The sequence below is a fragment of the Pantoea sp. SOD02 genome (genome assembly GCF_024707505.1).
In the GTDB taxonomy this organism is placed as follows: Bacteria; Pseudomonadota; Gammaproteobacteria; order Enterobacterales; family Enterobacteriaceae; genus Pantoea; species Pantoea symbiotica.
Window position 1 is genome coordinate 3075237 of the sequence record NZ_CP102604.1, and the last position, 22910, is coordinate 3098146.

General features: G+C 50.6%; 22 protein-coding genes and 1 other RNA gene. 18 read left to right on the forward strand and 5 right to left on the reverse strand.

All coding sequences use genetic code 11. The features are described 5' to 3' along the window. Window positions 1-6: 6 nt before the first annotated feature. Window positions 7-1335, forward strand: coding sequence for an ATP-dependent RNA helicase SrmB (srmB, locus tag NR302_RS14305; protein WP_008101533.1), 1329 nt, complete (start codon window positions 7-9; stop codon window positions 1333-1335). A 188-nt stretch (window positions 1336-1523) separates the two neighbouring features. Here the strand turns inward: srmB and grcA are convergent, their stop codons facing one another. Continuing rightward, on the reverse strand, window positions 1524-1907 hold the full coding sequence (gene grcA, locus NR302_RS14310; RefSeq protein WP_008101535.1) for an autonomous glycyl radical cofactor GrcA: 384 nt from the start codon (window positions 1905-1907) through the stop codon (window positions 1524-1526). 265 nt (window positions 1908-2172) lie between these two features. On the opposite strand from grcA, the gene ung reads away from it, so the two are divergent. Then, on the forward strand, window positions 2173-2850 hold the full coding sequence (ung, locus tag NR302_RS14315) for a uracil-DNA glycosylase (protein WP_008101537.1): 678 nt from the start codon (window positions 2173-2175) through the stop codon (window positions 2848-2850). Between the two features lie 47 nt (window positions 2851-2897). Here the strand turns inward: ung and grpE are convergent, their stop codons facing one another. Further along, the gene (grpE, locus tag NR302_RS14320; RefSeq protein ID WP_008101539.1) at window positions 2898-3476 is read right to left on the reverse strand and encodes a nucleotide exchange factor GrpE; all 579 of its coding nucleotides are present in this window, start codon (window positions 3474-3476) and stop codon (window positions 2898-2900) included. Between the two features lie 122 nt (window positions 3477-3598). Here grpE and nadK point away from each other — a divergent pair, with 122 nt between their 5' ends. The 3 genes from nadK (at window position 3599) to bamE (ending at window position 6759) form a co-directional block, all read left to right on the forward strand. Then, complete coding sequence (gene nadK, locus NR302_RS14325) at window positions 3599-4477, forward strand: NAD(+) kinase (RefSeq protein ID WP_008101540.1); 879 nt, start codon at window positions 3599-3601, stop codon at window positions 4475-4477. 85 nt (window positions 4478-4562) lie between these two features. After that, on the forward strand, window positions 4563-6224 hold the full coding sequence (gene recN, locus NR302_RS14330) for a DNA repair protein RecN (RefSeq protein ID WP_154155625.1): 1662 nt from the start codon (window positions 4563-4565) through the stop codon (window positions 6222-6224). A 187-nt stretch (window positions 6225-6411) separates the two neighbouring features. Beyond that, window positions 6412-6759, forward strand: a complete 348-nt coding sequence (gene bamE / locus NR302_RS14335) for an outer membrane protein assembly factor BamE (protein ID WP_064739594.1) — start codon at window positions 6412-6414, stop codon at window positions 6757-6759. Between the two features lie 54 nt (window positions 6760-6813). On the opposite strand, the gene NR302_RS14340 is transcribed toward bamE, so the two are convergent. Together NR302_RS14340 and NR302_RS14345 are read right to left on the reverse strand one after the other, a co-directional pair. After that, window positions 6814-7104 carry an RnfH family protein gene (locus tag NR302_RS14340; protein ID WP_061718029.1) on the reverse strand — a complete coding sequence of 97 codons (291 nt, stop codon included), beginning with the start codon at window positions 7102-7104 and terminating at the stop codon, window positions 6814-6816. Then, on the reverse strand, window positions 7097-7531 hold the full coding sequence (locus tag NR302_RS14345; RefSeq protein ID WP_008101549.1) for a type II toxin-antitoxin system RatA family toxin: 435 nt from the start codon (window positions 7529-7531) through the stop codon (window positions 7097-7099). Before NR302_RS14345 ends, NR302_RS14340 begins: the two co-directional genes overlap by 8 nt. Before the next feature lie 159 nt (window positions 7532-7690). Here NR302_RS14345 and smpB point away from each other — a divergent pair, with 159 nt between their 5' ends. From smpB to NR302_RS14370, 5 genes are all read left to right on the forward strand, one after another. Beyond that, on the forward strand, window positions 7691-8173 hold the full coding sequence (gene smpB, locus NR302_RS14350; RefSeq protein ID WP_007886141.1) for an SsrA-binding protein SmpB: 483 nt from the start codon (window positions 7691-7693) through the stop codon (window positions 8171-8173). A 44-nt stretch (window positions 8174-8217) separates the two neighbouring features. Further along, window positions 8218-8580: a transfer-messenger RNA gene (gene ssrA / locus NR302_RS14355) on the forward strand. Window positions 8581-8773: 193 nt separating this feature from the next. Beyond that, on the forward strand, window positions 8774-9964 hold the full coding sequence (locus NR302_RS14360; protein WP_258143772.1) for an integrase domain-containing protein: 1191 nt from the start codon (window positions 8774-8776) through the stop codon (window positions 9962-9964). 79 nt (window positions 9965-10043) lie between these two features. Further along, complete coding sequence (locus NR302_RS14365; RefSeq protein WP_258143773.1) at window positions 10044-11141, forward strand: hypothetical protein; 1098 nt, start codon at window positions 10044-10046, stop codon at window positions 11139-11141. Between the two features lie 9 nt (window positions 11142-11150). After that, window positions 11151-11816: a DUF4352 domain-containing protein gene (locus NR302_RS14370; RefSeq protein WP_258143774.1), complete on the forward strand. Its 666-nt coding sequence runs from the start codon at window positions 11151-11153 to the stop codon at window positions 11814-11816. A 391-nt stretch (window positions 11817-12207) separates the two neighbouring features. Here the strand turns inward: NR302_RS14370 and NR302_RS14375 are convergent, their stop codons facing one another. Further along, window positions 12208-12477, reverse strand: coding sequence for an ogr/Delta-like zinc finger family protein (locus tag NR302_RS14375; RefSeq protein ID WP_258145200.1), 270 nt, complete (start codon window positions 12475-12477; stop codon window positions 12208-12210). 628 nt (window positions 12478-13105) lie between these two features. Here NR302_RS14375 and NR302_RS14380 point away from each other — a divergent pair. From NR302_RS14380 to NR302_RS14415, 8 genes are all read left to right on the forward strand, one after another. Then, a complete protein-coding gene (locus NR302_RS14380; RefSeq protein WP_097096379.1) occupies window positions 13106-13372 on the forward strand; it encodes an AlpA family transcriptional regulator in 267 nt (88 codons plus the stop codon). Window positions 13373-13590: 218 nt separating this feature from the next. After that, window positions 13591-14130 carry a host cell division inhibitor Icd-like protein gene (locus tag NR302_RS14385; RefSeq protein ID WP_258143775.1) on the forward strand — a complete coding sequence of 180 codons (540 nt, stop codon included), beginning with the start codon at window positions 13591-13593 and terminating at the stop codon, window positions 14128-14130. Next, window positions 14127-14351 (forward strand): hypothetical protein, encoded by a 225-nt coding sequence (locus tag NR302_RS14390; protein ID WP_097096377.1) that lies wholly within the window; start codon window positions 14127-14129, stop codon window positions 14349-14351. Before NR302_RS14385 ends, NR302_RS14390 begins: the two co-directional genes overlap by 4 nt. Further along, entirely contained in the window at window positions 14348-14671 is a 324-nt protein-coding gene (locus NR302_RS14395; protein WP_097096376.1) for a DUF5375 domain-containing protein, read from the forward strand. The genes NR302_RS14390 and NR302_RS14395 overlap by 4 nt, the downstream gene beginning before the upstream one ends. A 14-nt stretch (window positions 14672-14685) precedes the next feature. Continuing rightward, the gene (locus tag NR302_RS14400; protein ID WP_258143776.1) at window positions 14686-17010 is read left to right on the forward strand and encodes a phage/plasmid primase, P4 family; all 2325 of its coding nucleotides are present in this window, start codon (window positions 14686-14688) and stop codon (window positions 17008-17010) included. A 262-nt stretch (window positions 17011-17272) separates the two neighbouring features. Beyond that, a complete protein-coding gene (locus tag NR302_RS14405; protein WP_258143777.1) occupies window positions 17273-19567 on the forward strand; it encodes an AAA family ATPase in 2295 nt (764 codons plus the stop codon). Beyond that, a complete protein-coding gene (locus tag NR302_RS14410) occupies window positions 19564-21411 on the forward strand; it encodes a UvrD-helicase domain-containing protein (RefSeq protein ID WP_097096373.1) in 1848 nt (615 codons plus the stop codon). The genes NR302_RS14405 and NR302_RS14410 overlap by 4 nt, the downstream gene beginning before the upstream one ends. 441 nt (window positions 21412-21852) lie before the next feature. Beyond that, complete coding sequence (locus NR302_RS14415) at window positions 21853-22641, forward strand: malate dehydrogenase (protein ID WP_258143778.1); 789 nt, start codon at window positions 21853-21855, stop codon at window positions 22639-22641. Window positions 22642-22910: the final 269 nt, after the last annotated feature.

A 22910-nucleotide genomic window follows, 5' to 3' on the forward strand; every position in this document is an offset into this window, starting at 1 on the left:
TAGACCATGACCGTAACCACATTCTCCGAACTCGAACTCGACGAAAGCCTGCTACAAGCTTTGCAGGAAAAAGGCTTTACTCGCCCTACTGTTATTCAGGCCGAGACCATTCCTGCCGCGCTGGAAGGCCGTGACGTTCTGGGTTCGGCTCCAACCGGGACGGGGAAAACTGCAGCGTTTTTGCTGCCCGCTTTACAGCATTTGCTCGATTTCCCGCGCAAGAAATCAGGCCCACCACGCATTCTGATCATCACCCCAACGCGCGAACTGGCGATGCAGGTTGCCGATCACGCGCGCGAACTGGCTAAACACACGCATCTGGATATCGCCACCATCACCGGTGGTGTGGCGTATATGAACCATGCCGAAGTGTTCAGCGAAAACCAGGACATTGTTGTCGCGACTACTGGCCGTTTGCTACAGTACATCAAAGAAGAGAACTTTGACTGCCGCGCAGTAGAAACGCTGATTCTTGATGAAGCTGACCGCATGCTCGATATGGGCTTTGCGCAGGACATCGAAACCATCGCCGCAGAAACCCGCTGGCGCAAACAGACGCTGCTGTTCTCAGCGACGCTGGAAGGCGATCACATTAAAGACTTCGCCGAGCGCTTGCTCAACGAGCCAGTGTTTATTGAAGCCGACCCAAGCAAAAGCGAACGTAAAAAGATTCAGCAATGGTATTACCGCGCCGACGATCTGCAGCATAAAAACAAGCTGCTGATTCACCTGTTGAAACAGCCAGACGCCACGCGCGTCATCGTGTTTGTGCGTAAACGTGAGCGTCTGCATGAGCTGGTCACCTGGCTTCATGAAGCCGGCATTCGCACCAGCTATCTCGAAGGCGAAATGGTGCAGGTTAACCGTAACGAAGCGATCAAACGTATGAATGATGGCCGCGTTACGGTGATGATTGCCACCGACGTTGCTGCGCGCGGTATCGACATTGACGATATCTCGCACGTCATTAACTACGATTTGCCGCGCACCGCCGATACCTATCTGCACCGCATCGGCCGTACCGCGCGTGCAGGCCGTAAAGGTACCGCAATCTCGCTGGTCGAAGCGCATGACCACGTGCTGCTGGGCAAAATCACCCGTTACATCAACGAGCCGTTGAAAGCGCGTGTGATTGATGAGCTGCGTCCAGAAAGCCGTGCGCCAAGTGCCAAAGTGACGGGAAAACCGTCGAAAAAAGCCCTTGCGAAGCGTCAAGAGCGTAAAGAGAAAGAACAAGAGAAACCGCGCGTCAAACAACGCCATCGCGATACCAAAAATGTGGGTAAACGCCGCAAGCCAAGCGGTAGCGATGCACCAGAGTCTGGTGCGGAATAAAGCAGCACTCGCTGTAATTAATCGCCTCTTTTGAGGCGATTTTTTTGTTTTAAGCGTAGCGAAAAAGCGCTTTCGCTATCAAACGGCCTCAAGAAGCCTTTCTTTGTCATCAAGCCATATAAAAAAAGCCGCGCCAATCAACATTGGCGCGGCTTGTATTGCTGTGTGTCTTTTCGTCAGCGCTGCAATTACAGGCTTTCGGTGAATGTACGTGTAATCACGTCACGCTGCTGCTCTGGCGTCAGCGCGTTAAAGCGCACGGCATAGCCCGATACGCGAATGGTCAACTGCGGATATTTTTCCGGATGATTGACGGCATCTTCCAGCGTTTCGCGACGCAGCACGTTAACATTCAGATGCTGACCACCTTCGATACGCACTTGCGGCTTCTGCTCAAGTGGAATTTCACGGTAAGCGATTTCGCCGAGGTCGCTGATAGCAACAACCTGATCTTCCGCGAAATCCCCTTTGGCGCACAGGCAGCGCGCTTCGGCTTTATCATCGTCCAGCAGCCAGAATGAGTTCAACAGCTGTGGATTATTTGCCTGAGTAATTTGAATACCGGTAATCATAGTAGGTCTCCAGGGCTTTACGCTGTCGCAACCGGACAGCGAGGTTCATAAGGTTTTGGAATGCTGTGGTATATCACTGCAAGAAAAGCGCCGTTTTGACCTGTATCAATTTCGTCCAAACGCGATTGAGCGCAGTAATACTAACAACTTGATTCATAACAACTTCACTCGCTAACTTTTTACGTAAATATTCAAATTATTTTTACCCTTCTGCTGTTGAGTTCGACACGTTAAGCTAGGCGCACTATTTTGCAGGGAGTCAAAGATGGCTGAGAAGCTGACCTGGCACGACGTGCTGGCTGAAGAGAAAGAAAAACCTTACTTCGTGGAAACGCTGAAAGCGGTGGCCAATGAACGCGCTGCCGGCGTAACGGTGTATCCGCCGCAGAAGGATGTGTTTAATGCCTTTCGGCTGACCGAACTGGGCGATATCAAAGTGGTGATTTTGGGTCAGGATCCTTATCACGGCCCGAATCAGGCGCATGGTCTGGCCTTTTCTGTGCTGCCCGGCGTGGCGATCCCGCCGTCATTACTGAATATGTACAAAGAGCTGGAGCAGGATATGCCCGGCTTTGTGCGCCCTACGCACGGTTTTCTTGAAAGCTGGGCAACGCAAGGCGTGATGCTGTTGAACACCGTGTTAACGGTGGAAGCCAGTAAGGCGCATTCGCACGCGCGCTTTGGCTGGGAAACTTTCACTGATAACGTCATCAGCGCCATCAATCAGCATCGGGAAGGGGTGATTTTCTTGCTGTGGGGATCGCACGCGCAGAAGAAAGGCAGCATCATTGATACGCAACGTCATCATGTGCTGAAAGCGCCGCATCCTTCCCCGCTCTCCGCGCATCGCGGCTTTTTTGGCAGCAAACACTTCTCACAGGCGAATGCGCTGCTGAGCCAATCAGGCCAGTCACCGATTGACTGGATGCCGGTGCTGCCTTGAAAAAACAAACGGCCGCATTAAGCGGCCGTTGTTATTACAGCGACAGATTAGCCTTTGGCTTTGGTCACTGCCACCATCGCCGGACGCAACAGGCGACCGTTGAGGGTGTAACCGCGCTGCATCACCATCAGCACGTGATTTGGCGCCATCTCTTCTGATTCCATCATCGACATCGCCTGATGGATCTCCGGATTGAATGGCACATTGGTTTCGCCAACCACTTCCACGCCAAACTTACGCACCGCGCCCAGCAGCGACTTCAGCGTCAGCTCGATACCTTCAATCATCGAAGCCAGTTCAGCGTTATCTTTGTTTGCTACTTCCAGCGCGCGCTCCAGGCTATCGATCACTGGCAGCAGCTCGTTGGCAAATTTTTCCAGCGCAAATTTATGCGCCTTTTCCACATCCATTTCAGTACGACGACGGATATTCTCGATTTCCGCCTGCGCACGCAGCTGTGCATCACGCACGCCGGTTTGCGACACGGCTAACTCGGCTTCCAGTTGCGCGATACGCTCATCACGCGGATCCACCTCAGCGGTTGTCTCTGCGTCCACGCGCTGCTGATCCTGTTGAATTTCGTCTGAGACTTGCTCGTTTGGGGTGTTCTGTTCTTTACTACTCATGAATTTCTCCGCGTTTTGCACATTCATCTCGCTGGTTGGCTTATTATGGGGATCAGTTTGACGGTTTCAAGTAGACCCATCACATTGCCTGGCCGTTTTGGCTTATAAGGAACTCGCGCTAAATGAACAAACACTTTAACTGCATCGGGATTGTCGGCCATCCGCGCCATCCTACTGCGTTAACCACCCATGAAATGCTCTGGCGCTGGCTAACGGCAAAGGGTTATGAGGTGATTGTCGAGCAGCAGATTGCGCGCGAACTGGATTTGAAAAATGCCGAAACCGGCAGCCTTGCGGATATTGGTCAACGCGCTGATTTAGCGGTTGTAGTGGGTGGCGATGGCAACATGCTCGGCGCCGCCCGCGTGTTGGCACGCTATGACATCAAAGTCATTGGCATTAACCGGGGCAACCTCGGTTTTCTTACCGATCTCGATCCGGACAACGCTCAGCAGCAGCTGGACGATGTGCTGCAGGGCGATTACTTCGTCGAAAGCCGCTTCTTGCTGGAGGCGCAGGTGTGCAAAGAAGATTGCTCGCCGCGTATTGGTAGCGCCATCAATGAAGTGGTGCTGCATCCCGGCAAAGTCGCGCACATGATTGAATTCGAAGTCTATATTGATGAGGTGTTTGCCTTTTCACAGCGCTCCGATGGCTTGATCATCTCTACGCCAACCGGCTCCACCGCCTATTCGCTCTCGGCTGGCGGCCCCATTCTGACGCCCTCACTGGATGCAATTACGCTGGTGCCGATGTTCCCGCATACGCTCTCAGCGCGTCCGCTGGTGATCAACAGCAGCAGCACCATCCGCCTGCGTTTTTCTTCTCTGCGAAGCGATCTGGAGATCAGCTGTGACAGCCAGATTGCCTTGCCAATTCAGGAAGGTGAAGATGTCCTGATTCGCCGCAGCGCTAATCATCTCAATCTCATCCATCCTAAAAATTACAACTATTTTAATACCTTAAGTTCAAAGTTGGGTTGGTCTAAAAAATTGTTCTGAAAATCAGCACTGACCACTTTACTGTATAAAATACCAGGATATACTGTATGTAAAACCATATCTGTTTTTACATACAGGTGATTCTATGCTGGCACAACTGACCATCAGTAACTTTGCTATCGTTCGTGAACTGGAGATCGACTTTCATCGTGGTATGACGGCGATCACGGGTGAAACCGGCGCAGGTAAATCTATCGCCATCGATGCGCTGGGCCTGTGTTTAGGCGGACGCGCTGAAGCAGATATGGTGCGTCAGGGTGCCAGCCGCGCGGATATCTGCGCCCGCTTCCAACTCAAAGCTTCGCCTTCCGCACAGCGCTGGCTGGTGGAGAATCAGCTGGATGAAGGCAATGAGTGTCTGCTGCGCCGTGTGATTAGCGCGGATGGTCGTTCGCGTGGCTTCATCAACGGCACGTCGGTGCCGCTGTCGCAGCTGCGTGAATTGGGTCAATTGTTGATTCAGATTCACGGCCAGCATGCTCATCAGCTGTTGCTCAAATCCGATCACCAAAAACATCTACTGGATGCTTATGCAGCCCACGATGATTTGCTGTCTGAAATGCGCCAGCACTATCAGCGCTGGCATCAGAGTTGCCGCGCACTGGCGCAGCATCAGCAGCTCTCGCAAGAGCGTGAGTCCCGTCGCGAGCTGCTGCAATATCAGTTGAAAGAACTCAATGAATTCGCCCCGCAGTTGGGCGAATTTGAACAGATTGATGAAGAGTACAAACGTCTGGCGAATAGCGGCCAGTTGCTCTCTACCAGCCAGCAAGCGCTGCAAATTCTCGCCGATGGTGATGACACCAACCTGCAGAGCCTGCTGTATAGCGCCCGTCACATGCTGGGTGAACTGGTGACGCTGGATAATAAAGTCAGCGGCGTGTTCAATCTGTTGGAGGAAGCCGCAATCCAGCTCAGTGAAGCCAGCGACGAACTGCGTCACTATTGTGAACGTCTGGATCTCGATCCCAATCGCCTGCATGAGCTGGAGCAACGTCTGTCACGGCAGATCGCACTGGCGCGCAAGCATCATGTCTCACCTGAAACCTTGCCGGTGCTTTATCAGCAGTTGCTGGATGAAGCGGAACTGCTTTCGCAGCAAGAGAGCGATCAGGAAACCTTGCAATCTGAAGTTGTCGCGCACCATAAAGCTGCGTTAGTCAGTGCTGAAAATCTGCATCAACTGCGTGAACACTCCGCTCAAGAGTTGAGCCAGCTGATTACCCAAAGCATGCGCACGCTGGCGATGCCGCACGGCCAGTTCGCTATCGTGCTGGAGTTCAATGCGGATCAACTCACTGCAGATGGCGCAACGCGCATTGATTTCCGCGTCACGACTAACCCAGGTCAACCGCTCCAGCCGCTGGGTAAAGTGGCGTCCGGCGGTGAGCTGTCGCGTATTGCTCTGGCAATTCAGGTGATCACCGCACAGAAAATGGAAACGCCAGCGATGATCTTCGATGAAGTGGATGTCGGTATCAGCGGCCCAACCGCCGCAGTCGTAGGCCAAATGCTGCGTCAACTGGGCGAATCAACCCAGGTGATGTGTGTTACACACCTGCCGCAGGTTGCTGGCTGCGGTCATCAGCACTTCTACGTCAGCAAAGAGACCGATGGTGCGATGACAGAAACCCATATGCAGCCGCTGGATAAACGCGCGCGTCTGCAAGAGTTGGCGCGTTTACTGGGCGGCAGCGAGGTAACGCGCAACACGCTGGCCAACGCTAAAGAACTTTTAGCCGCCTGATACCGCACTTTTTTCCCGGCTGGTGGTCATATGCTTGCTCTGTAGAGGTTTCAAATAGCGAAAAGGTTTATTATCATCGGCAGCTATGTCGTCTGAATAATAAAGCCTGCCGCAGGCAGAGTTCAGAATTTGATGGCAAAAAAATAGCCTGCTGAAAGGCGTTTGGCCCCAGAAAAGGAATGTATAGATGCGCTGTAAAACGCTGACTGCCGCGGCAGTAGTAATGTTGATGATGACCGCTGGATGTTCCACCCTTGAGCGCGTTGTGTATCGTCCGGATATCAATCAGGGGAATTACCTGGTCGCCAACGATGTGTCGAAGATTCATAACGGCATGACGCAGCAGCAGGTTGCCTACACGCTCGGTACGCCGATGATGCGCGATCCATTTGGCAGCAACGTTTGGTATTACGTGTTCCGTCAGGAACCAGGCCATGAAGGTGTGAAACAGCAAACGCTGACGCTGACCTTTGATAGCAACGGAACGCTGACCAACATCGACAATAAGCCGAAGCTCACTGGCAAAGAAGGCTAAGTGAACGGCAATAAAAAAGGCGCTTAAGCGCCTTTTTTAGTTTTTACTATCCGACTATTTCTTCTCAGCTGAACGCTCTGCGCGTTGACGCCGCAACTCTTTCGGATCGGCAATCAGCGGACGATAAATTTCAATGCGATCACCATCCTGCACGACATCAGCCAATTTTACCGGGCGGCTATAAATACCGACCTTGTTCGAGTTCAAGTCAATATCTTTACGCAGTGACAGCAAACCCGACGCCTTGATCGCCTGCTCAACGGTTGCACCTTCCTCAAGCGTGACGGCACGCAAATACTGCTTATCCGGCAGTGCGTAAACCACTTCCACGCTGATATCAGGCACGATAAACCTCTTTCGCGCGCTGACTGAACGCCTGCACCATGCTGTTCGCCAGCTCTTTAAAGATGCGGCCGAACGCCATTTCTACCAGCATATTGGTAAACTCAAAATCGAGGTTCAACTCAACTTTGCAGGCATCATCACCCAATGAGGTGAAATGCCAGCCGCCGGTCAATTTTCGAAACGGGCCATCAACCAACTGCATCAATATGCTTTGGTTGCTGATCAGCGTATTGCGTGTGGTGAAAGTTTTACTGATGCCGGCTTTCGAGACATCAACGGCCGCGGTCATTTGATCTCCGCTGTTATCCAGCACCCGGCTGCCGGTGCAGCCCGGCAGAAACTGAGGATAAGCATCCACGTCATTCACAAGACGGTACATCTGCTCAGCGCTATAAGGGACCAGCGCTGAACGACTAATCTGGGCCATAATGGTTCCTGTTCATCACAAAACCATTGAATAATACCATTTTCGGTCACCAAACAAAAATTCACGGCTTTGCTTGCTGTGCTAAAATGGAGTGTTTTTTACCGCCCTGCAGGACAGGGGATGCGCCCATAAACTGAGTGATGTAGACTACGCCGCACTATGACAAAGAAAAAAGTTAACAAACCCGGTTCAGCCACTATTGCCCTCAATAAACGCGCACGTCATGAATACTTCATTGAAGAAGAGTTCGAGGCGGGTATGTCGTTACAAGGATGGGAAGTCAAATCACTGCGTGCCGGTAAGGCAAACATCAGCGATAGCTACATTCTGCTGCGCGATGGTGAAGCTTACCTGTTCGGCTCTACTTTCCAGCCGCTAGCGGTGGCTTCAACGCATGTGGTGTGTGATCCCACGCGAAGCCGCAAGCTGCTGCTAAAACAACGCGAACTCGATTCGCTGTATGGTCGCGTTAACCGTGAAGGCTTTACCGTGGTTGCACTGTCGATGTACTGGAAAAATGCCTGGGCCAAACTGAAAATTGGTGTGGCGCGCGGTAAGAAAGAGCACGACAAGCGTGACGACGTTAAAGAGCGCGAATGGAAGATGGATAAAGCACGTATTATGAAGAATTCAAAGCGTTAAGCGCTGGATCTTGACGCCACTTGTCTGTAGTATTGAAATTTCTTGGGGCTGATTCTGGACTCGACGGGATTGTGAAGCCTTAGGAGCATGCCGAGGGGCGGTTTGCCTCGTAAAAAGCCGCAAAAAAATAGTCGCAAACGACGAAAACTACGCTTTAGCAGCTTAATAACCTGCTTTGAAGCCCTCTCTCCCTAGCTTCCGCTCTTAAGACGGGGATCAAGAGAGGTCAAACCCAAAAGAGATCGTGTGGATGCCTTGCCTGGGGTTGAAGCACTAAATCTAATCAGGCTAGTTTGTCAGTGGCGTGTCTGTCCGCAGCTGGCCGGCGAATGTAAAGACTGACTAAGCATGTAGTGCCGACGGTGTAGTAATTTCGGACGCGGGTTCAACTCCCGCCAGCTCCACCAAAATCCTTCGAAGATGATTCCAGAGTCATCCGTAGAAGTCCTGAAAGCCCGCACGGCACAAGCCCTGCGGGCTTTTTTGTGTCTGTAACCATCCGAGACGATCCGCCTGAATCCGGTGATAATTGGTATACGAATTGGTATACGCTAGAATGTATGCCAATTACGTATACCAATTCATGCTGGAAATCTAGATATGGCAAGGACTACGCGCCCATTAACCAACACTGAAGTGCTGCGTGCCAAAGCAGTTGATAAAGATATGACCTTACATGATGGCGAAGGGCTTTTTTTGGTCATAAAAACCAGCGGCAAAAAGCTTTGGCGTTTTCGCTATCAACGTCCAGCTACGAAACAAAGGACGATGATTGGCCTTGGATCCTTCCCCGCCCTTTCACTTGCTAATGCCCGCAACTTGAGAGCAGATTATCTTGCCCTACTAGCAAATGGGATTGATCCGCAGGTTCAAACGAAGGTTGCAGAGGAACAGCAACAGATCGCACTGGATAGTATTTTCTCAACAGTGGCTGCTAACTGGTTTCAGCTTAAAAGCAAAAGCGTCACGCCTGATTACGCTAAAGACATTTGGCGCTCATTAGAAAAAGATGTGTTCCCTGCTATCAGTGAAATCCCTGTTCAGCAAATAAAAGCACGAACGCTTGTTGAAGCATTAGAGCCAATAAAAGCACGTGGGGCACTTGAAACAGTTCGTCGTTTAGTTCAACGAATTAATGAGATTATGATTTATTCTGTTAACACAGGGTTGATCGACGCCAATCCAGCGTCAGGCATAGGAATGGCTTTTGAAAGACCAAAAAAGCAGAACATGCCAACACTTCGTCCGGAGGAGTTGCCTCAACTAATTCGCACGCTAAACATGTCCAACATTTCCATTCCGACTAGATGTCTGATTCAGTGGCAATTACTGACACTTGTTCGGCCTTCAGAAGCATCAGGTACCCGTTGGGAAGAGATAGATTTTCGTTCAAAACTATGGAATATTCCTGCTGAGCGAATGAAAGCTAAACGGCAACATATAGTGCCTCTGTCAATGCAAGCTCTTAGCCTGCTTGATATAATGAAACCTATTAGCGGGAATCGTGAGTTTGTCTTCCCAAGTCGCAATGATCCCAAGCAGCCGATGAACAGCCAAACAGCAAATGCTGCTTTAAAGAGGATTGGTTATGGAGGTAAACTGGTCGCTCATGGTATGCGTTCCATTGCTAGTACCGCAATGAATGAGCATGGTTTTAATGCTGATGTAATTGAAGCTGCTTTGGCGCATAGTGATAAAAATGAAGTCAGGCGCGCATACAATCGAACGACCTATTTGGTTCAGCGTCAAGAATTGATGCACTGGTGGGGTGAGTGGGCATCCAATCAGTGATTAACTCTAATTTTCCAAGCATACGTCTACTTAAAAGAAAATTTATAGTCGATTTAACTTATTCACTCAAGGATTGACAATGTATATACAAGACATCTCTAAAACCTCAAAATTCTGGGTTGTTCGCTCAGGAGATGGTGGAATGTTTTATGACCACTTCATACATAATTCAATCATTGCCATCGGCCATATAGATAGCATGGATTATGATAACAATACATTGAAAAGCTCCGACTCTGTCGAAACTCTTGTATATAAATATAAAAACACCCTATTAGAAAAAAAAGAAACTCTAGCATCGGCATCAAACAAAGCTGGGCAAGTTAATAGATTTATTACTGATATGGCAATAGGTGATGTGGTTATCACTTTAGATGCTAAACGAATCATAGTGGGCGTAATTAAGTCTGAAACATATAAAAAAAATGATAGCGTCACGCTTAAGAATGTTGATGGTTCGACAAGTGAATTAATGCTTAAATTTACTTTAAGAAGAGATGTTGACTGGGGTAAAACTCAGATGCGAAACAAGCTATCTTTAGCAATAAATAATAGCTTCCGAGCTAATCAAACCGTTTTTTCCGCCAATGAACACTGGAAAGAATTAAACCACTGGCTATCTGTTGCTTTCATTTCAGATGGTGAAGCATATATTTCATCTCGCATAGAACAAAAGGATGGAATTAACAATCTTGATATTGCCCAATACTCTATAATAATAAATAAAATCGAAGCAATCGCAGAGACTTTAGCTTATAATGACACTGATGAATTTTCCGATGATGATTTACTGGCTCTTTTTGAAGAAAACTATAAAGAACTACGAAAAAACCGTTCCTTTACGGTTACAACTCAGCAAGTATTTCTTTCACCGGGTGACCTGTGGGCTAAAACATCTGGTGATCGACTCAAAAGCTTGCTTGTTATTTCAACATTCCTCTTAATGTTTAATATTGAACCATCGTTTGCTAATGAAAATGACAAACAGTTCATCGATTCAAACAGAGATTCAATTTCACTGTTGCTTGAGAAAGTAAAGAGTGATGAAAGTTTTACCGAAGTACAACAGGGATTAGATTTACACGTTCCTCATCAGAAAATAAGTAAAAACACTGAACGTGAGGCCTCAACAAATAATGGAAGTGACGTTGAACCAGACGATTTTGAAGGAATGTAAGGAGACTGCATGAACTTCCTTAGGAAGTGGTGGGATAACCATGATAAGTCAAATAACTTCTTATCTGGCATCCATTACATTGTTATATCGTTCGCCATCATTATTGGTGGCGGATGGGCTTTATATACCTTTAAAGCTTTGGATATGGCAAGCAATGCAGAAATACAGTTATCAAAAGCTAACGAGGAACTCAAACAGATCAAAGAACAAATTAAAGGGACTGACTCAAGTAGCATTACTATTAATGCATCCCCCTTAAAAACACAGCTGGGGATAATTATAAATGTAACGATCAAAAATAATGGTAAGCGCCCATTATCATTTAATACATCTAAAGGTTCTGTAACTGTCTATAAGATTAAAGCAGATGGTGATTCAATTGAGCAATCTCAGAAGTTAACACCTAACCTTTATACATCCATTCGAGACAAAGAAATTGATCCTGACACTAAAAGCAGATCGCTATCTAAAACTCACGTTTTAATTGGAGCTGAAAAAACCTTAAGCTACATCGTTGGATTAAAAGAACCGGGAATTTACTATATCGTTTTCAGATCAACACCGGACTCAAACTTTGAAGGTGAAGATTTAAAAAATGCTAAACCTGTTGAATGGTTTGCGTCAAGTTACATTGAAGTGACAAAATTGCAGCAAAACCCGGCTCACCAAAATTAAACTTTGATCCTTCCCCCAGTACTCCAACGCTCATTACTTAGAGAATGAAAAAATTTAAATCTACCGCCGCTCAAAATTGAATTTTCATCAATTTTATCAAGGTATGCTCGCCTCGCTAGCATTAAGTTTTATTTTTTAGTTGAGTATGCTCCCAGCATCGTTGCGCGCGCTCGTACCCCCGCCACGCCTGCCCGCTTTATGTAGCAGTTATCATGCGGTTGCATGAGTCCCTTCAGGCCGCGCCACTGCTGGCCTGAATTGCATTAAGTCAGCTGCATTTATTCATGCGTTTTCATGCAGCATAGGCATGCACTCATGCGCTTCAGGCTGGCCAGAGAAAAGGGATGTAAAAAACCGGCACGATGACCGGTAAAGTGTGGCTGATAAAAACTCAGCTGAGGGCGTTCTGGCGGTTCGATAGTCTGCTGGCTGATCCATAACGGTTTAGCGTCTGCCGTTGTGGCGGTAATTCTTTCTCGGGGACATCTTCAGTTACCTTCTGCGGTTTCATGATAATGGTGTCCAGACTCTCCAGAGTAGTGAACGTGCAGGAGCAGTCGATATTACGACACTGATACCACGTCTTTTTTAACGTACCTGTCTGATATTCGCTGGTACGCGTGTGTGCGGTCATGCTGCATTCAGGGCATTTCATTGCCATCACGTTTTTTTCCTTCTGTTTAACGCCAGTCCCCGTCCAGGCTGGAGTTACGGTTTATAAAGCCGTTATCGTTAGCTTTCTTTGTAGGGGGAGAGCCAATGGCGGCTCCGGTGAATGCATTGTGCCGTTGCTGGCACAGTCGAGCTATCGGATGACGTTGTGTGATGGCCCAGACAAAATGACCTTCTTCTGGCTGGCGGCAAGGTGACATATTGGCTCCCTGCTCAACTTTTAAATTTATATATATCCTTCACCATTCTTCACCTTAATAAAAAAGAGAGTAAATACAGTATATTAAAGGGTGAACAATTAATGGTTATCCCTTCACCCAGTGTTCACCATGCTTCACCTGGCTTTTTATGCAGATAAACTTTATCGAGTGTTTATTTCGATTGGTTTAAACATAATTAATCATTGAAAACGATTTGCATAATTCATCTCAGCACTATTGGTCTATATTGCCCTATATTTACCTGAGCAAAAAACAGGCGGTTAATTTTTGCGCGCCTGTGCCAGCCGCAGCACCATCTCGCCTTGTTGCTTTGGCAGTAAATATGCTGAAAATAAAGAGCTACCCGACTCCGGACGTATCTGTCCGTATCACCACGGACTCAATAAGAGGTAGCTCATGCACACCGTATTATCCGCAAACTCCTCCGCTCCTGCGGCCCCGGCTTTACCCGTAAACCCGGTGCTAAATGACCGCTTCCTGCGGCTGCCGGAAGTCATGCACGTCTGCGGCCTGTCCCGCTCCACCATTTACGACCTTATCAGCCGCAACGCCTTCCCGGCGCAGGTGTCGCTTGGCGGCAAGAACGTGGCATGGCTCGCCAGTGAAATCAGCGTCTGGATGAGCGATCGCATTGCAGCACGCGGTCAGGAGCGCACCGCATGAGGTTTTTAAACCGTGCAGGTAAATCACGCGAACCCTCTGTCGCGCATACAGTGCCGCCTGTGCATGTGACTGGCGCCGGGATGGGTAAACCGCTACAGCCGCAGCGCTTTCGCGCAACGAAGCCAGCCTTAAGCCTGCAATGTGCAGGCGTCCCGCCCTCCGGTATCCGGACTGTTTCCCGTGGCGACATTTCTCCCGCCAGCTGCTGAGGTTGCCTGATGTCACTTTTAACTGCTGCCTCCGGCTTGCGCGCCGGGGCCATTCCCTGGTACAGTAAATCCGCTGTCGCAAAATCGGCAGCCGGGCGTAGGAACCCGAGTTACTCAATGGCGACACCAGACGCGCCATGCGTCTTTTTTTGTGTCCAAGCCTCAGTGCACCCATTTTTCGGGCAACGGTTCTGTATCCGTTGCGCCGTCTGCGTAATGGTGGCCCGGGCGGGGCAGCCTTCGGGCTGGCCGGTATCCATTGAGGCCGGTATTCCTACCCCCGTTCGGGCTACCACCCATGAGTGTAGGAACTCCGGTGGTAGCGATAACCGCTACTCTCTGGAGACTGCCATCATGGCTACGGTCCTTAATTCCCCATACCCTCAGTTTGTTTTCATCTTTGCCGCCGTGCGCCGCTGCGAGCGCCAGCAGCATATTCATATGCTCCGCACCGTTGCCGCCGATGAGCGCGCCGCCCGCCTTTTGCTGGCCCGCGACTACGTGCTGTCCTTTGCCGCCCGCCTGCCGGTCCGGGAGGTGCGCGCATGACTCACGCCACGATTTCTCACGCCGACCTGGTACGCCTTGAGCACCTGCGTAACGCCGGGCGCTTCGTCAGCGACATGACCGCCTTTCAGGAGTGCCACGAACTGCCGCAGCCCGCTCAGCGCGCGCAGCTGGCTTCGCTGGTCTTTCTCATCACCGAGCAGCTGGATGACGTGGTGACGCGCTGCCAGAACAACTGGATGAACGCGGAGGATGAATCATGAAAGACCGCACCCTTTCGCCTGAACTGCGCGCCGCGCTTTCTCGCCGCGCCGTCGCCTGCGCGTGGCTGACCGTCTGCCGCGAGCAGCAGCGCTACCCCGGCCTGACGCTGGCGCGCCTTGAGCACATTATCGAAACCGAGCTGGAGGGCTTTTACCTGCGCCAGCACGGACGCCTGCGCGGTCAGGAAATTGCCTGCGCGCTGCTGGACGACCTGCTGTCCACCGGGCCGCTGAAGTCGGCCCCGCGCTTGAGCTTTCTCGGCCAGGTAATGATGGATGAACTCTGCGGGCGCATGACAGACGCCCCGGTGCTGCACTGAGGGAGAACAGAACGATGAAAATGACCGTATCAGAGGCGGCCACCGCTGCGCGGGGCCACTGGCCCCGCATTCTGCCCGCGCTGGGCGTGAAGGTAATCAAAAACCGCCACATGCCGTGCCCGGTCTGTCAGGGAACGGACCGCTTTCGCTTCGACGATAAGGACGGGCGCGGCACGTGGATTTGTAATCAGTGCGGAGCCGGTGACGGCATGGACCTGGTGAAAAAGGCGCTCAGCATTACGTTCAGAGAGGCCGCCGCGCGCGTAAACGACCTGACCGGCAACCTGCCGCCGGTAGCGGCCGATATTATTACGGGTGCCGGTCCCGAAACGGACGACACATCTCGCGCCGCAGCATCTGAACTGGCGCAGCAGCTGGTCAGCACGGCAAAGGAAACGGCGGGCAACGCTTATCTTTCCCAGAAGGGGCTGCCAGAGCAGGCGTGCCTTACGCTTTCGAAGGCGCATAAGGTGGCGTTAACGACCTACCGCACCGGCGATTTAGTTGTGCCCCTGCACGACATGAGCGGTCAGCTGGTTAACGTGCAGCTCATCAATGCCAGCGGAGAGAAGCGCACGCTCAAAGGCGGCCAGGTGAAAGGCGCCTGCCACGTCCTCAGCAGCGCTAAGCCGGCAAAGCGCATCTGGCTTGCAGAGGGCTACGCGACCGGCCTGACGGTGCACAACCTGACCGGTGATGAGGTGTGGGTTGCGCTCTCATCGGGCAACCTCCTTTCTCTGGCTGGCCTTGCCCGTGAAAAGCACGCCACGCTGCCGCTGATGATTGCCGCCGACCGCGACCTTAACGGCAACGGTCAGGACAAGGCGAAGAAGGCCGCTGATGTCAGTAACGCCGTCGTCGCGCTACCGCCCGTGTTCGGCGACTGGAACGACGCCTTTTTGCAGCACGGCGACGTCCCGACAAAGCAGGCGCTTACTGAGGCTGCTGCGCCCGCCACCGCCAGCCCGTTTGACGTGATGAGTGAGGCGGAGTTTTCGGCGATGAGCGCCAGCGAAAAAGCGGAGCGCGTTGCTGAGCATTACCGCAACGCGCTGGCGGTGGATGCCAGCGGTGAAATCCTGTCACGCTACAAGGCGGGCGCGTGGAAGGTCATTTCAGGTAAGCAGTTTGAGCGCGACGTGGCGAAGCTGTTCCAGCGGCTGCGCGCGCCGTTCTCGGCGGGCAAAATTTCAGGCGTGGTGGATACGCTGAAGCTGATGCTGCCGCAGCAGTCCGACCCGGCGCGCCGCCTGATAGGCTTTCGTAACGGCGTGCTGGACACGCGCACCGGCAGTTTCAGCCCGCACAGCAAACGCTTCTGGCTGCGCACGGTCAGCGAGGTGGACTTTACCCCACCGGTTAAGGGCGAGACGCTGGCGACCCATGCGCCGCACTTCTGGCAGTGGCTGGACCGCGCCGCGGGATGCGACGCGGCAAAGCGCGATATTATTCTCGCCGCGTTGTTTATGGTGCTGGCGAACCGCTACGACTGGCAGCTGTTTCTGGAGGTCACGGGCCCCGGCGGCAGCGGCAAAAGCATCATGGCCGAAATCGCGACCATGCTGGCCGGATCGGACAACACCACCTCCGCGACCATAGAGACGCTGGAGTCATCGCGCGAGCGCGCGGCGGTAATTGGCTACTCGCTGATAATTCTGCCCGACCAGGAGAAGTGGAGCGGCGACGGCGCGGGCATCAAGGCGATTACCGGCGGCGACGCGGTATCCGTGGACCCAAAATACCGCGATGCCTACTCAACGCACATTCCGGCGGTGATACTGGCGGTAAACAACAATCCGATGCGCTTCACCGACCGCAGCGGCGGCGTGTCGCGCCGCCGGGTCATCCTGCACTTCCCGGAAATCATCCCGGCAAACGAGCGCGACCCGCAGCTGAAGGAAAAAATCAGCGGCGAGCTGGCCGTTATCGTCCGCCAGCTGATGCAGCAGTTCAGCCAGCCGCAGGACGCAAGGGCGTTGCTTCAGTCGCAGCAAAACTCCGATGAGGCGATGCGCATCAAGCGCGACGCGGATCCGATGGTGGACTTCTGCGGTTATCTGCTCACCACGCCGGAACCTACTTCGCTTTATATGGGAAACGCCAGCATCAGGCCGCTTCAGCCGAGGCGTTATCTTTACCATGCTTATCTGGCTTACATGGAGGCGAACGGCTACAGGAATCCACTCAGCATGAAGATGTTCAGTCTGTCGCTGGAGAGCATTATGCGCGAATACGGGCATCATTATCTGAAGCGGCGCACGAAGCTGGGGATGCAGACCAATCTTGATCTGACTGAGGAAAGCAGTTCTGACTGGCTGCCCAAGTGTGATGCCACCTGAAACTCATAATATTTAGAACCGGCGAAAGCCGGTTTTTTTGCGCTCGTTATAGGCGTTAAATTCATCCAGATGCATATAAAAAACACATTCTCTGTTATGCAAGAAAATTTCGCTTGCCACATCTTAAATTAATCGAGTCTGCTATGAGCGGGGTGCGTACATTTAGAGCAGTGCCTCCATTTTAATCTCTTTTGATTGCTATAGGCGACAAGATATATTACTGATGGCAAATTGATATTACTTAGGCTTTCAAGGACGGCCCATGTACATCCAGCACATAGAGATATCTAATTTCCGAAAGCTACTTTCTGTGCGAATTGATTTCGCTAACGAGACCACGCTGCTTGTAGGTGCAAACAACAGCGGCAAATCCTCTGCCATGCTGGCACTACGGAGATTTTTGGTTTCTAAGGCTTCAGCTTTTCGGCTCCAGGATCTGACTCTTTGTCATCTCGCCAAGCTGGATGAGATTGGTAAAGTGTGGGAGAACGCGCCGGAAAACTATGAAATCCCTACAGCCAAGGACTGGGCTGACTGGCTCCCTAGTCTGGATATCTGGGTGTCGGCAGATCAAGGGGAGTTTCATTACATCCGGGATCTCATACCCAACTTTGCGTGGCGCGGGGGGCTAGTGGGAATGCGTTTTCTGCTTGAACCTGATGATATGAATACGCTGTACACTGACTATCGTAAGGAGCGCACGAGGGTTGTAGAGCTTGAGGATGCTCTAGAGATGGAAGAAACACCCGGTAGGCCGCTGAAGCTATGGCCGCAGAGCCTACATGATTACCTGACCCGTCGGCTGGGAGATAAATTCAAAATACGTTGGTACCGCCTAGATCCGCAACAACTTAAAAAGCCTAACAAGTCGACTAGAATGGCGCAAATGCAGCAATTGAGCCCTACTGCCCATCCCTTGGAAAGCAATCCTCTCAGTGGATTAATTCGAGTACATGAAATCAATGCACAGCGGGGATTCGGCGACCATTCTGACGACAAACAGGGAGATTACATTAGACCCAGCGGCGCTCAAAAACTCTCGGAACAACTCAGATCTTATTACTCCCGACACCTTGACCCAGGTGACAGCCCAGATGTCTCAGACCTCGAAGCGTTGCGGGCGATAGAAGCAGCTCAATCGGCATTCGATACGAGGCTTAGTAGCAGCTTCGAACCTGCTATTAGAGAGGTTGAGGGATTGGGCTACCCAGGCCGTAATGACCCACGCATTAAAGTCGCAAGTCGCCTAGCAACAACCGACGGCATGAACCATGAAGCGGCCGTCCTTTTTGAGTTGGATTCAATCCAGGGTGCCCCTGGATCCCCTCCTCTTCATTTACCAGAGACCGCTAACGGGTTAGGATATCAAAACCTGATATCTATGATTTTCCGGCTGATGGGCTTCAGGGACGAGTGGCTGAGAAAAACCAGAGCAGCCAGCACGGAAGTAATAGACCGCGTCGAGCCCATCCACCTAGTGCTCATTGAAGAACCTGAAGCCCACCTTCATGTTCAAGTGCAGCAAGTGTTCGTGCGGCACGCTTACCAAGTTCTATGTCGAGACGCTTTGCTTGAACGCTACCCAAATCTGAAGACTCAGCTTTTGGTGAGCACTCACTCCAGCCATGTAACACATGAAGTGGAGTACCAGAATCTTAGGTATTTCAGGCGACTTCCAGCCGGGATGTATGATATCGGTGTACCGGTGTCGACGGTCTCTAATCTCTCTAACGTGTTCGGTGAAGGAACAAAGACGAAGGAGTTCGTTACCAGGTATCTGCGGGCACAGCATGCAGATATATTCTTCGCCGATGCCGTCATATTGGTAGAGGGTTCAGCAGAGCGAATGATGCTGCCGCATTTTTTGCGAAATAAGTTTCCATTCCTTGACCGCTGCTACATCACAACCCTCGATATCGGTGGCAGTCACGCACACCGATTAAGGCCTTTAATTGACGCCCTTGGCATCCTCACCCTGGTTATTACAGACCTTGATGCAGGGCTTAATAAAGCTGCAAAACCGGTGCAAAGAAACTCAGATCAGATTACGAACAATCCGACATTGCGGAGCTGGATGAAACTGATGCATCTGGGCAGCACAGTGAATGAACTGCTTGAGTTACCAGCGAACCAAAAAGAGCACAAAATCGACGACCTGTACTCTGTACGCATAGCCTATCAAACTCCTATTTCAACCCATCTGCCCGCTACTGGTGAAGAAATACAAGCTCTTCCAAATACCTTTGAAGACAGCTTTGTGCTTAGCAACGCTTGTTACTTTGCGGAAAAGACAAATGGTACTGGTCTGATGAAGGCTTTCGTAAAAGTTTTGAATGAGGCGCAAACATCAGAAGCCGTCGGAGAAGGTTTTTTCAAAGAATTACGCGAAGGAAAGAAAGCAGAGTTTGTGTTGCTTGTTTTGGGCGACAAAGATTTTCCCAGCCTCAAAATCCCTGAATACATCATCGAAGGCCTCAACTGGCTTGAGTCCAAATTGCGAAGCAAGCAAAAAGAGCTTCTGGTAATTCCGCCCGAGGGCGCGGAGGTGACGTCATGAGCGAAGCAGTTGTCGCAGATGCCGACACAATTATGCAGGCTTGTCTGAATCTGGCAGATCCGAAGAGTTTTTTTCTTTACGCAGGAGCGGGCTCAGGAAAAACCCACTCACTCGTCGAGGCTATCCGCGAACTCAAAAGCCGCGAGCGAGAACGCCTGACATTCGAGGGGAGGCGCATTGCGGTGATTACCTATACAAACGCAGCATGCGAGGAGATTCTTCGAAGGCTAGAGTTTGATCCACTCGTGGAAGTCTCAACCATTCACGCGTTCGCATGGCGCCTAATCCAAGGATTCGACAACGAGATCAGAGAGTGGCTAAGGATCAAACTTGCCCAGGACATTGAGAAGATCGAGGGCGAGCTAGCACGCTCGAGAGGCGACAATAAAACATCTCGAGCAAACCGACGGAAGCTACGAAGCAAAATACGCAGACTTGAGACTCTCGACGAGATTACTAAGTTCATCTATAGCCCTACAAGTAACAACAAAGAACGACAAGCACTTAATCACGATGAGGTCATCAAGTTGACCGCAGCATTCGCTCCTAAGCGCCCTTTGTTGGATGTTCTAGTAGACCTCTACCCAGTTGTATTGATTGACGAAAGCCAAGACACCCACGCGCCATTAATGGAGGCTTTTCTGAAAGTCCAGCAATTGGCGCAGACACGCTTCTGCCTTGGGCTACTAGGCGACACCATGCAACAAATTTACAGCCACGGGGTAACGCATCTTGATAAAGCGATACCGGGTGACTGGCGGAAACCTGAAAAGGTCGTTAATCGCCGCTGTCCTCGTAGAGTGGTAGACCTTATCAACGTGATTCGAAGCACCGTAGACAATCATCAGCAGACCCCAAAGCCTGATGCCATTCAAGGTGTAGTGCGCATGTACTGCATTAGTCAAAACCAAGAACAGGCACCAAATCTTGAAGAAGGCATCGCTCATTCAATGGCTGCAATCACCGACGACGGAGAATGGGCTACCGGCCCTAAAGGCCGAAAGACATTGATTCTCGAACATAAGATGGCTGGACGGCGGATGGGGTTCGAAAAGCTGTTTACGCCCCTCTACGCAGTTGAGCACCTTCAAACAGGCTTGTTGGATGGAACCCTGACCGCACTTCGCGTTTTCAGCGAAGGCGTTCTTCCTATCCTTACCGCAAAGGACGATCACTTCCTTCTGCTTGAAGCAGTACGATCTCGTTCCTCCTTGCTCAGCAAGGACGCTATGCAGTCAACAGTGGATCAATCGGCCCACATGCAGCGTATAGAGGACGCGACGCACGCCCTGCTCTCTCTTTTCGAAAGAAACGATCCAACACTGAGCGAAGTTGCAACGCTTCTGTTGCAAACTCAACTGCTTGATGTACCAGAAAATTTGGTTGAGGCAATGGTGTTTGAATCTTCTGGAGAAGCGCCCGATCCTGAAGATACGAACGCGATAACCAATTATGCCTATCAGCTATTTCTTGAGCGCCCATTTTCGGAGCTGGCAGCTTTTACAACTTATACAGATGGCCTTTCACCCTATGGTACGCACCAAGGCGTAAAGGGACTCGAGTTCCCTCGAGTTATGGTTGTCATCAACGATGATGAGGCAGACGGCTTTTTGTTCAGCTACGACAAATTGCTGGGTGTGAAAGAACCAACAAAAACTGATCAAAACAATGAGCGTGATGGCAAGGACCACGCACTGGCTCGTACTCGCAGGCTTCTCTACGTAACGTGTAGTCGTGCTGAAAATAGCTTAGCGATTGTCGTATACACACCTCAGCCGGCACTGGTCAAGCGAAACGTTGTTGCTGCTGGCTGGCTCCAAGAGAGCGAGATCGAAATCCTATGAAGTTTATTCTTGGTCTGATTAGCTCCTGACTTTGAAGATGTTGCAAACGTACGCTTCTGGCATAGAGCGACATGCGCGCTTGGCAAGGTCTGCTATGAGCGAATAACGGACATATCATGTACAGATACTGGTGGTTTTAAAATTACGCAATCATGCAAGATGATTAATTCCGATCTGACTGACTTTGTCACTAGACATTCTTTCCGAATATGCTCTTTCGTCCATATAGAAAAGCACGATTTATACGATGCGAAAGCTATCAACACTGTAGAGACCGGCACAGGGGGGGCCAAGTGTGTTTTTTCACAGAAGTGGGAGGATAAAGGCGGGATTACTGGACAGAATGACTGTAGTGTCCAGTGCAAAGGAGCGAGAGCTGATTATGGTATGATTTCGCTTATCCCCTGCGTTTATGGCAGACACAACAGCCCGGATGGCAACATGACAACAACGAGTTTAGTTGAGAGATTTAAAGCACTGGATGAAGATTATCACGCAGTCGTTTCAACAAAAAAAAGAATTATAGATGCTTCAGGAGGAGACGATGAATATGTCGATTCGGCCAAAAGTAATAAGTGGATTGCAAGAGTTAAAAAATTGCTTGAGGACAGCTATGGAAAGGAATCTGATTATTATATAGATTTCAATAATACTGCAAAGGTGAAATGGTTTACTAATTATGGAAAATTAGTAAACCATTACAAACCTCTCTTTGATGCAGCCAAAGATGATTTAGAAAATTTACCTGCGACCAGTATTAATAAAGCGGAAAATACATCGCTGGAATGGGTTATCGGGATTCTTGAGCGATTCCCTGCGTTCTGCCGTCAGTTAAAAAAACGGCACAACGACAGGGCAGCGTTTGAAATTAACGACGAGTATGACGTACAGGATCTGGTTCATGCCCTTCTGATGCTGCATTTTGATGATATCAGGGATGAAGAGCCTTCACCCAGCCATGCCGGTGCGTCGTCCAGGCAGGACTTTCTTCTGAAGGCGGAGAAAATAGTCATAGAGGTGAAAAAAACCCGAAAGAATCTGGGCGCGCGTCAAATCGGCGAGGAGCTGATTACAGATATGGCACGCTACCGTGCACATCCTGAATGCGAGACGCTTATCTGTTTCGTGTATGATCCTGAAGAGTGGGTTAAAAACCCGAAAGGCGTCATAAGCGATCTGGAGGGGGATGATAAAGAAGGAAAGACCAGAGTCGTGATAGCCCAGTTCTGAGGCTCACTATTGCATCTGGACAGAATTACCTGAACGTCCAGAGTAGCGCGGGGATTACGTCACAGAGAAGAGTTTGCCAGCAGTAATGCGACCGCACTGGTGCAGCAAAGTCGGAATTTGCCAGCAGTTTTTAACTGATTGTGCAGCTGCAGCCAGATGAATGACAGCAAAGGAAAGGATAGCTGTTCTATCCAGTGTGCAAAGATGACACATCCGGGAAATTTATGTCGAGATCGTGACAGGCCTCCTGCATTATACTGGCTTCATAT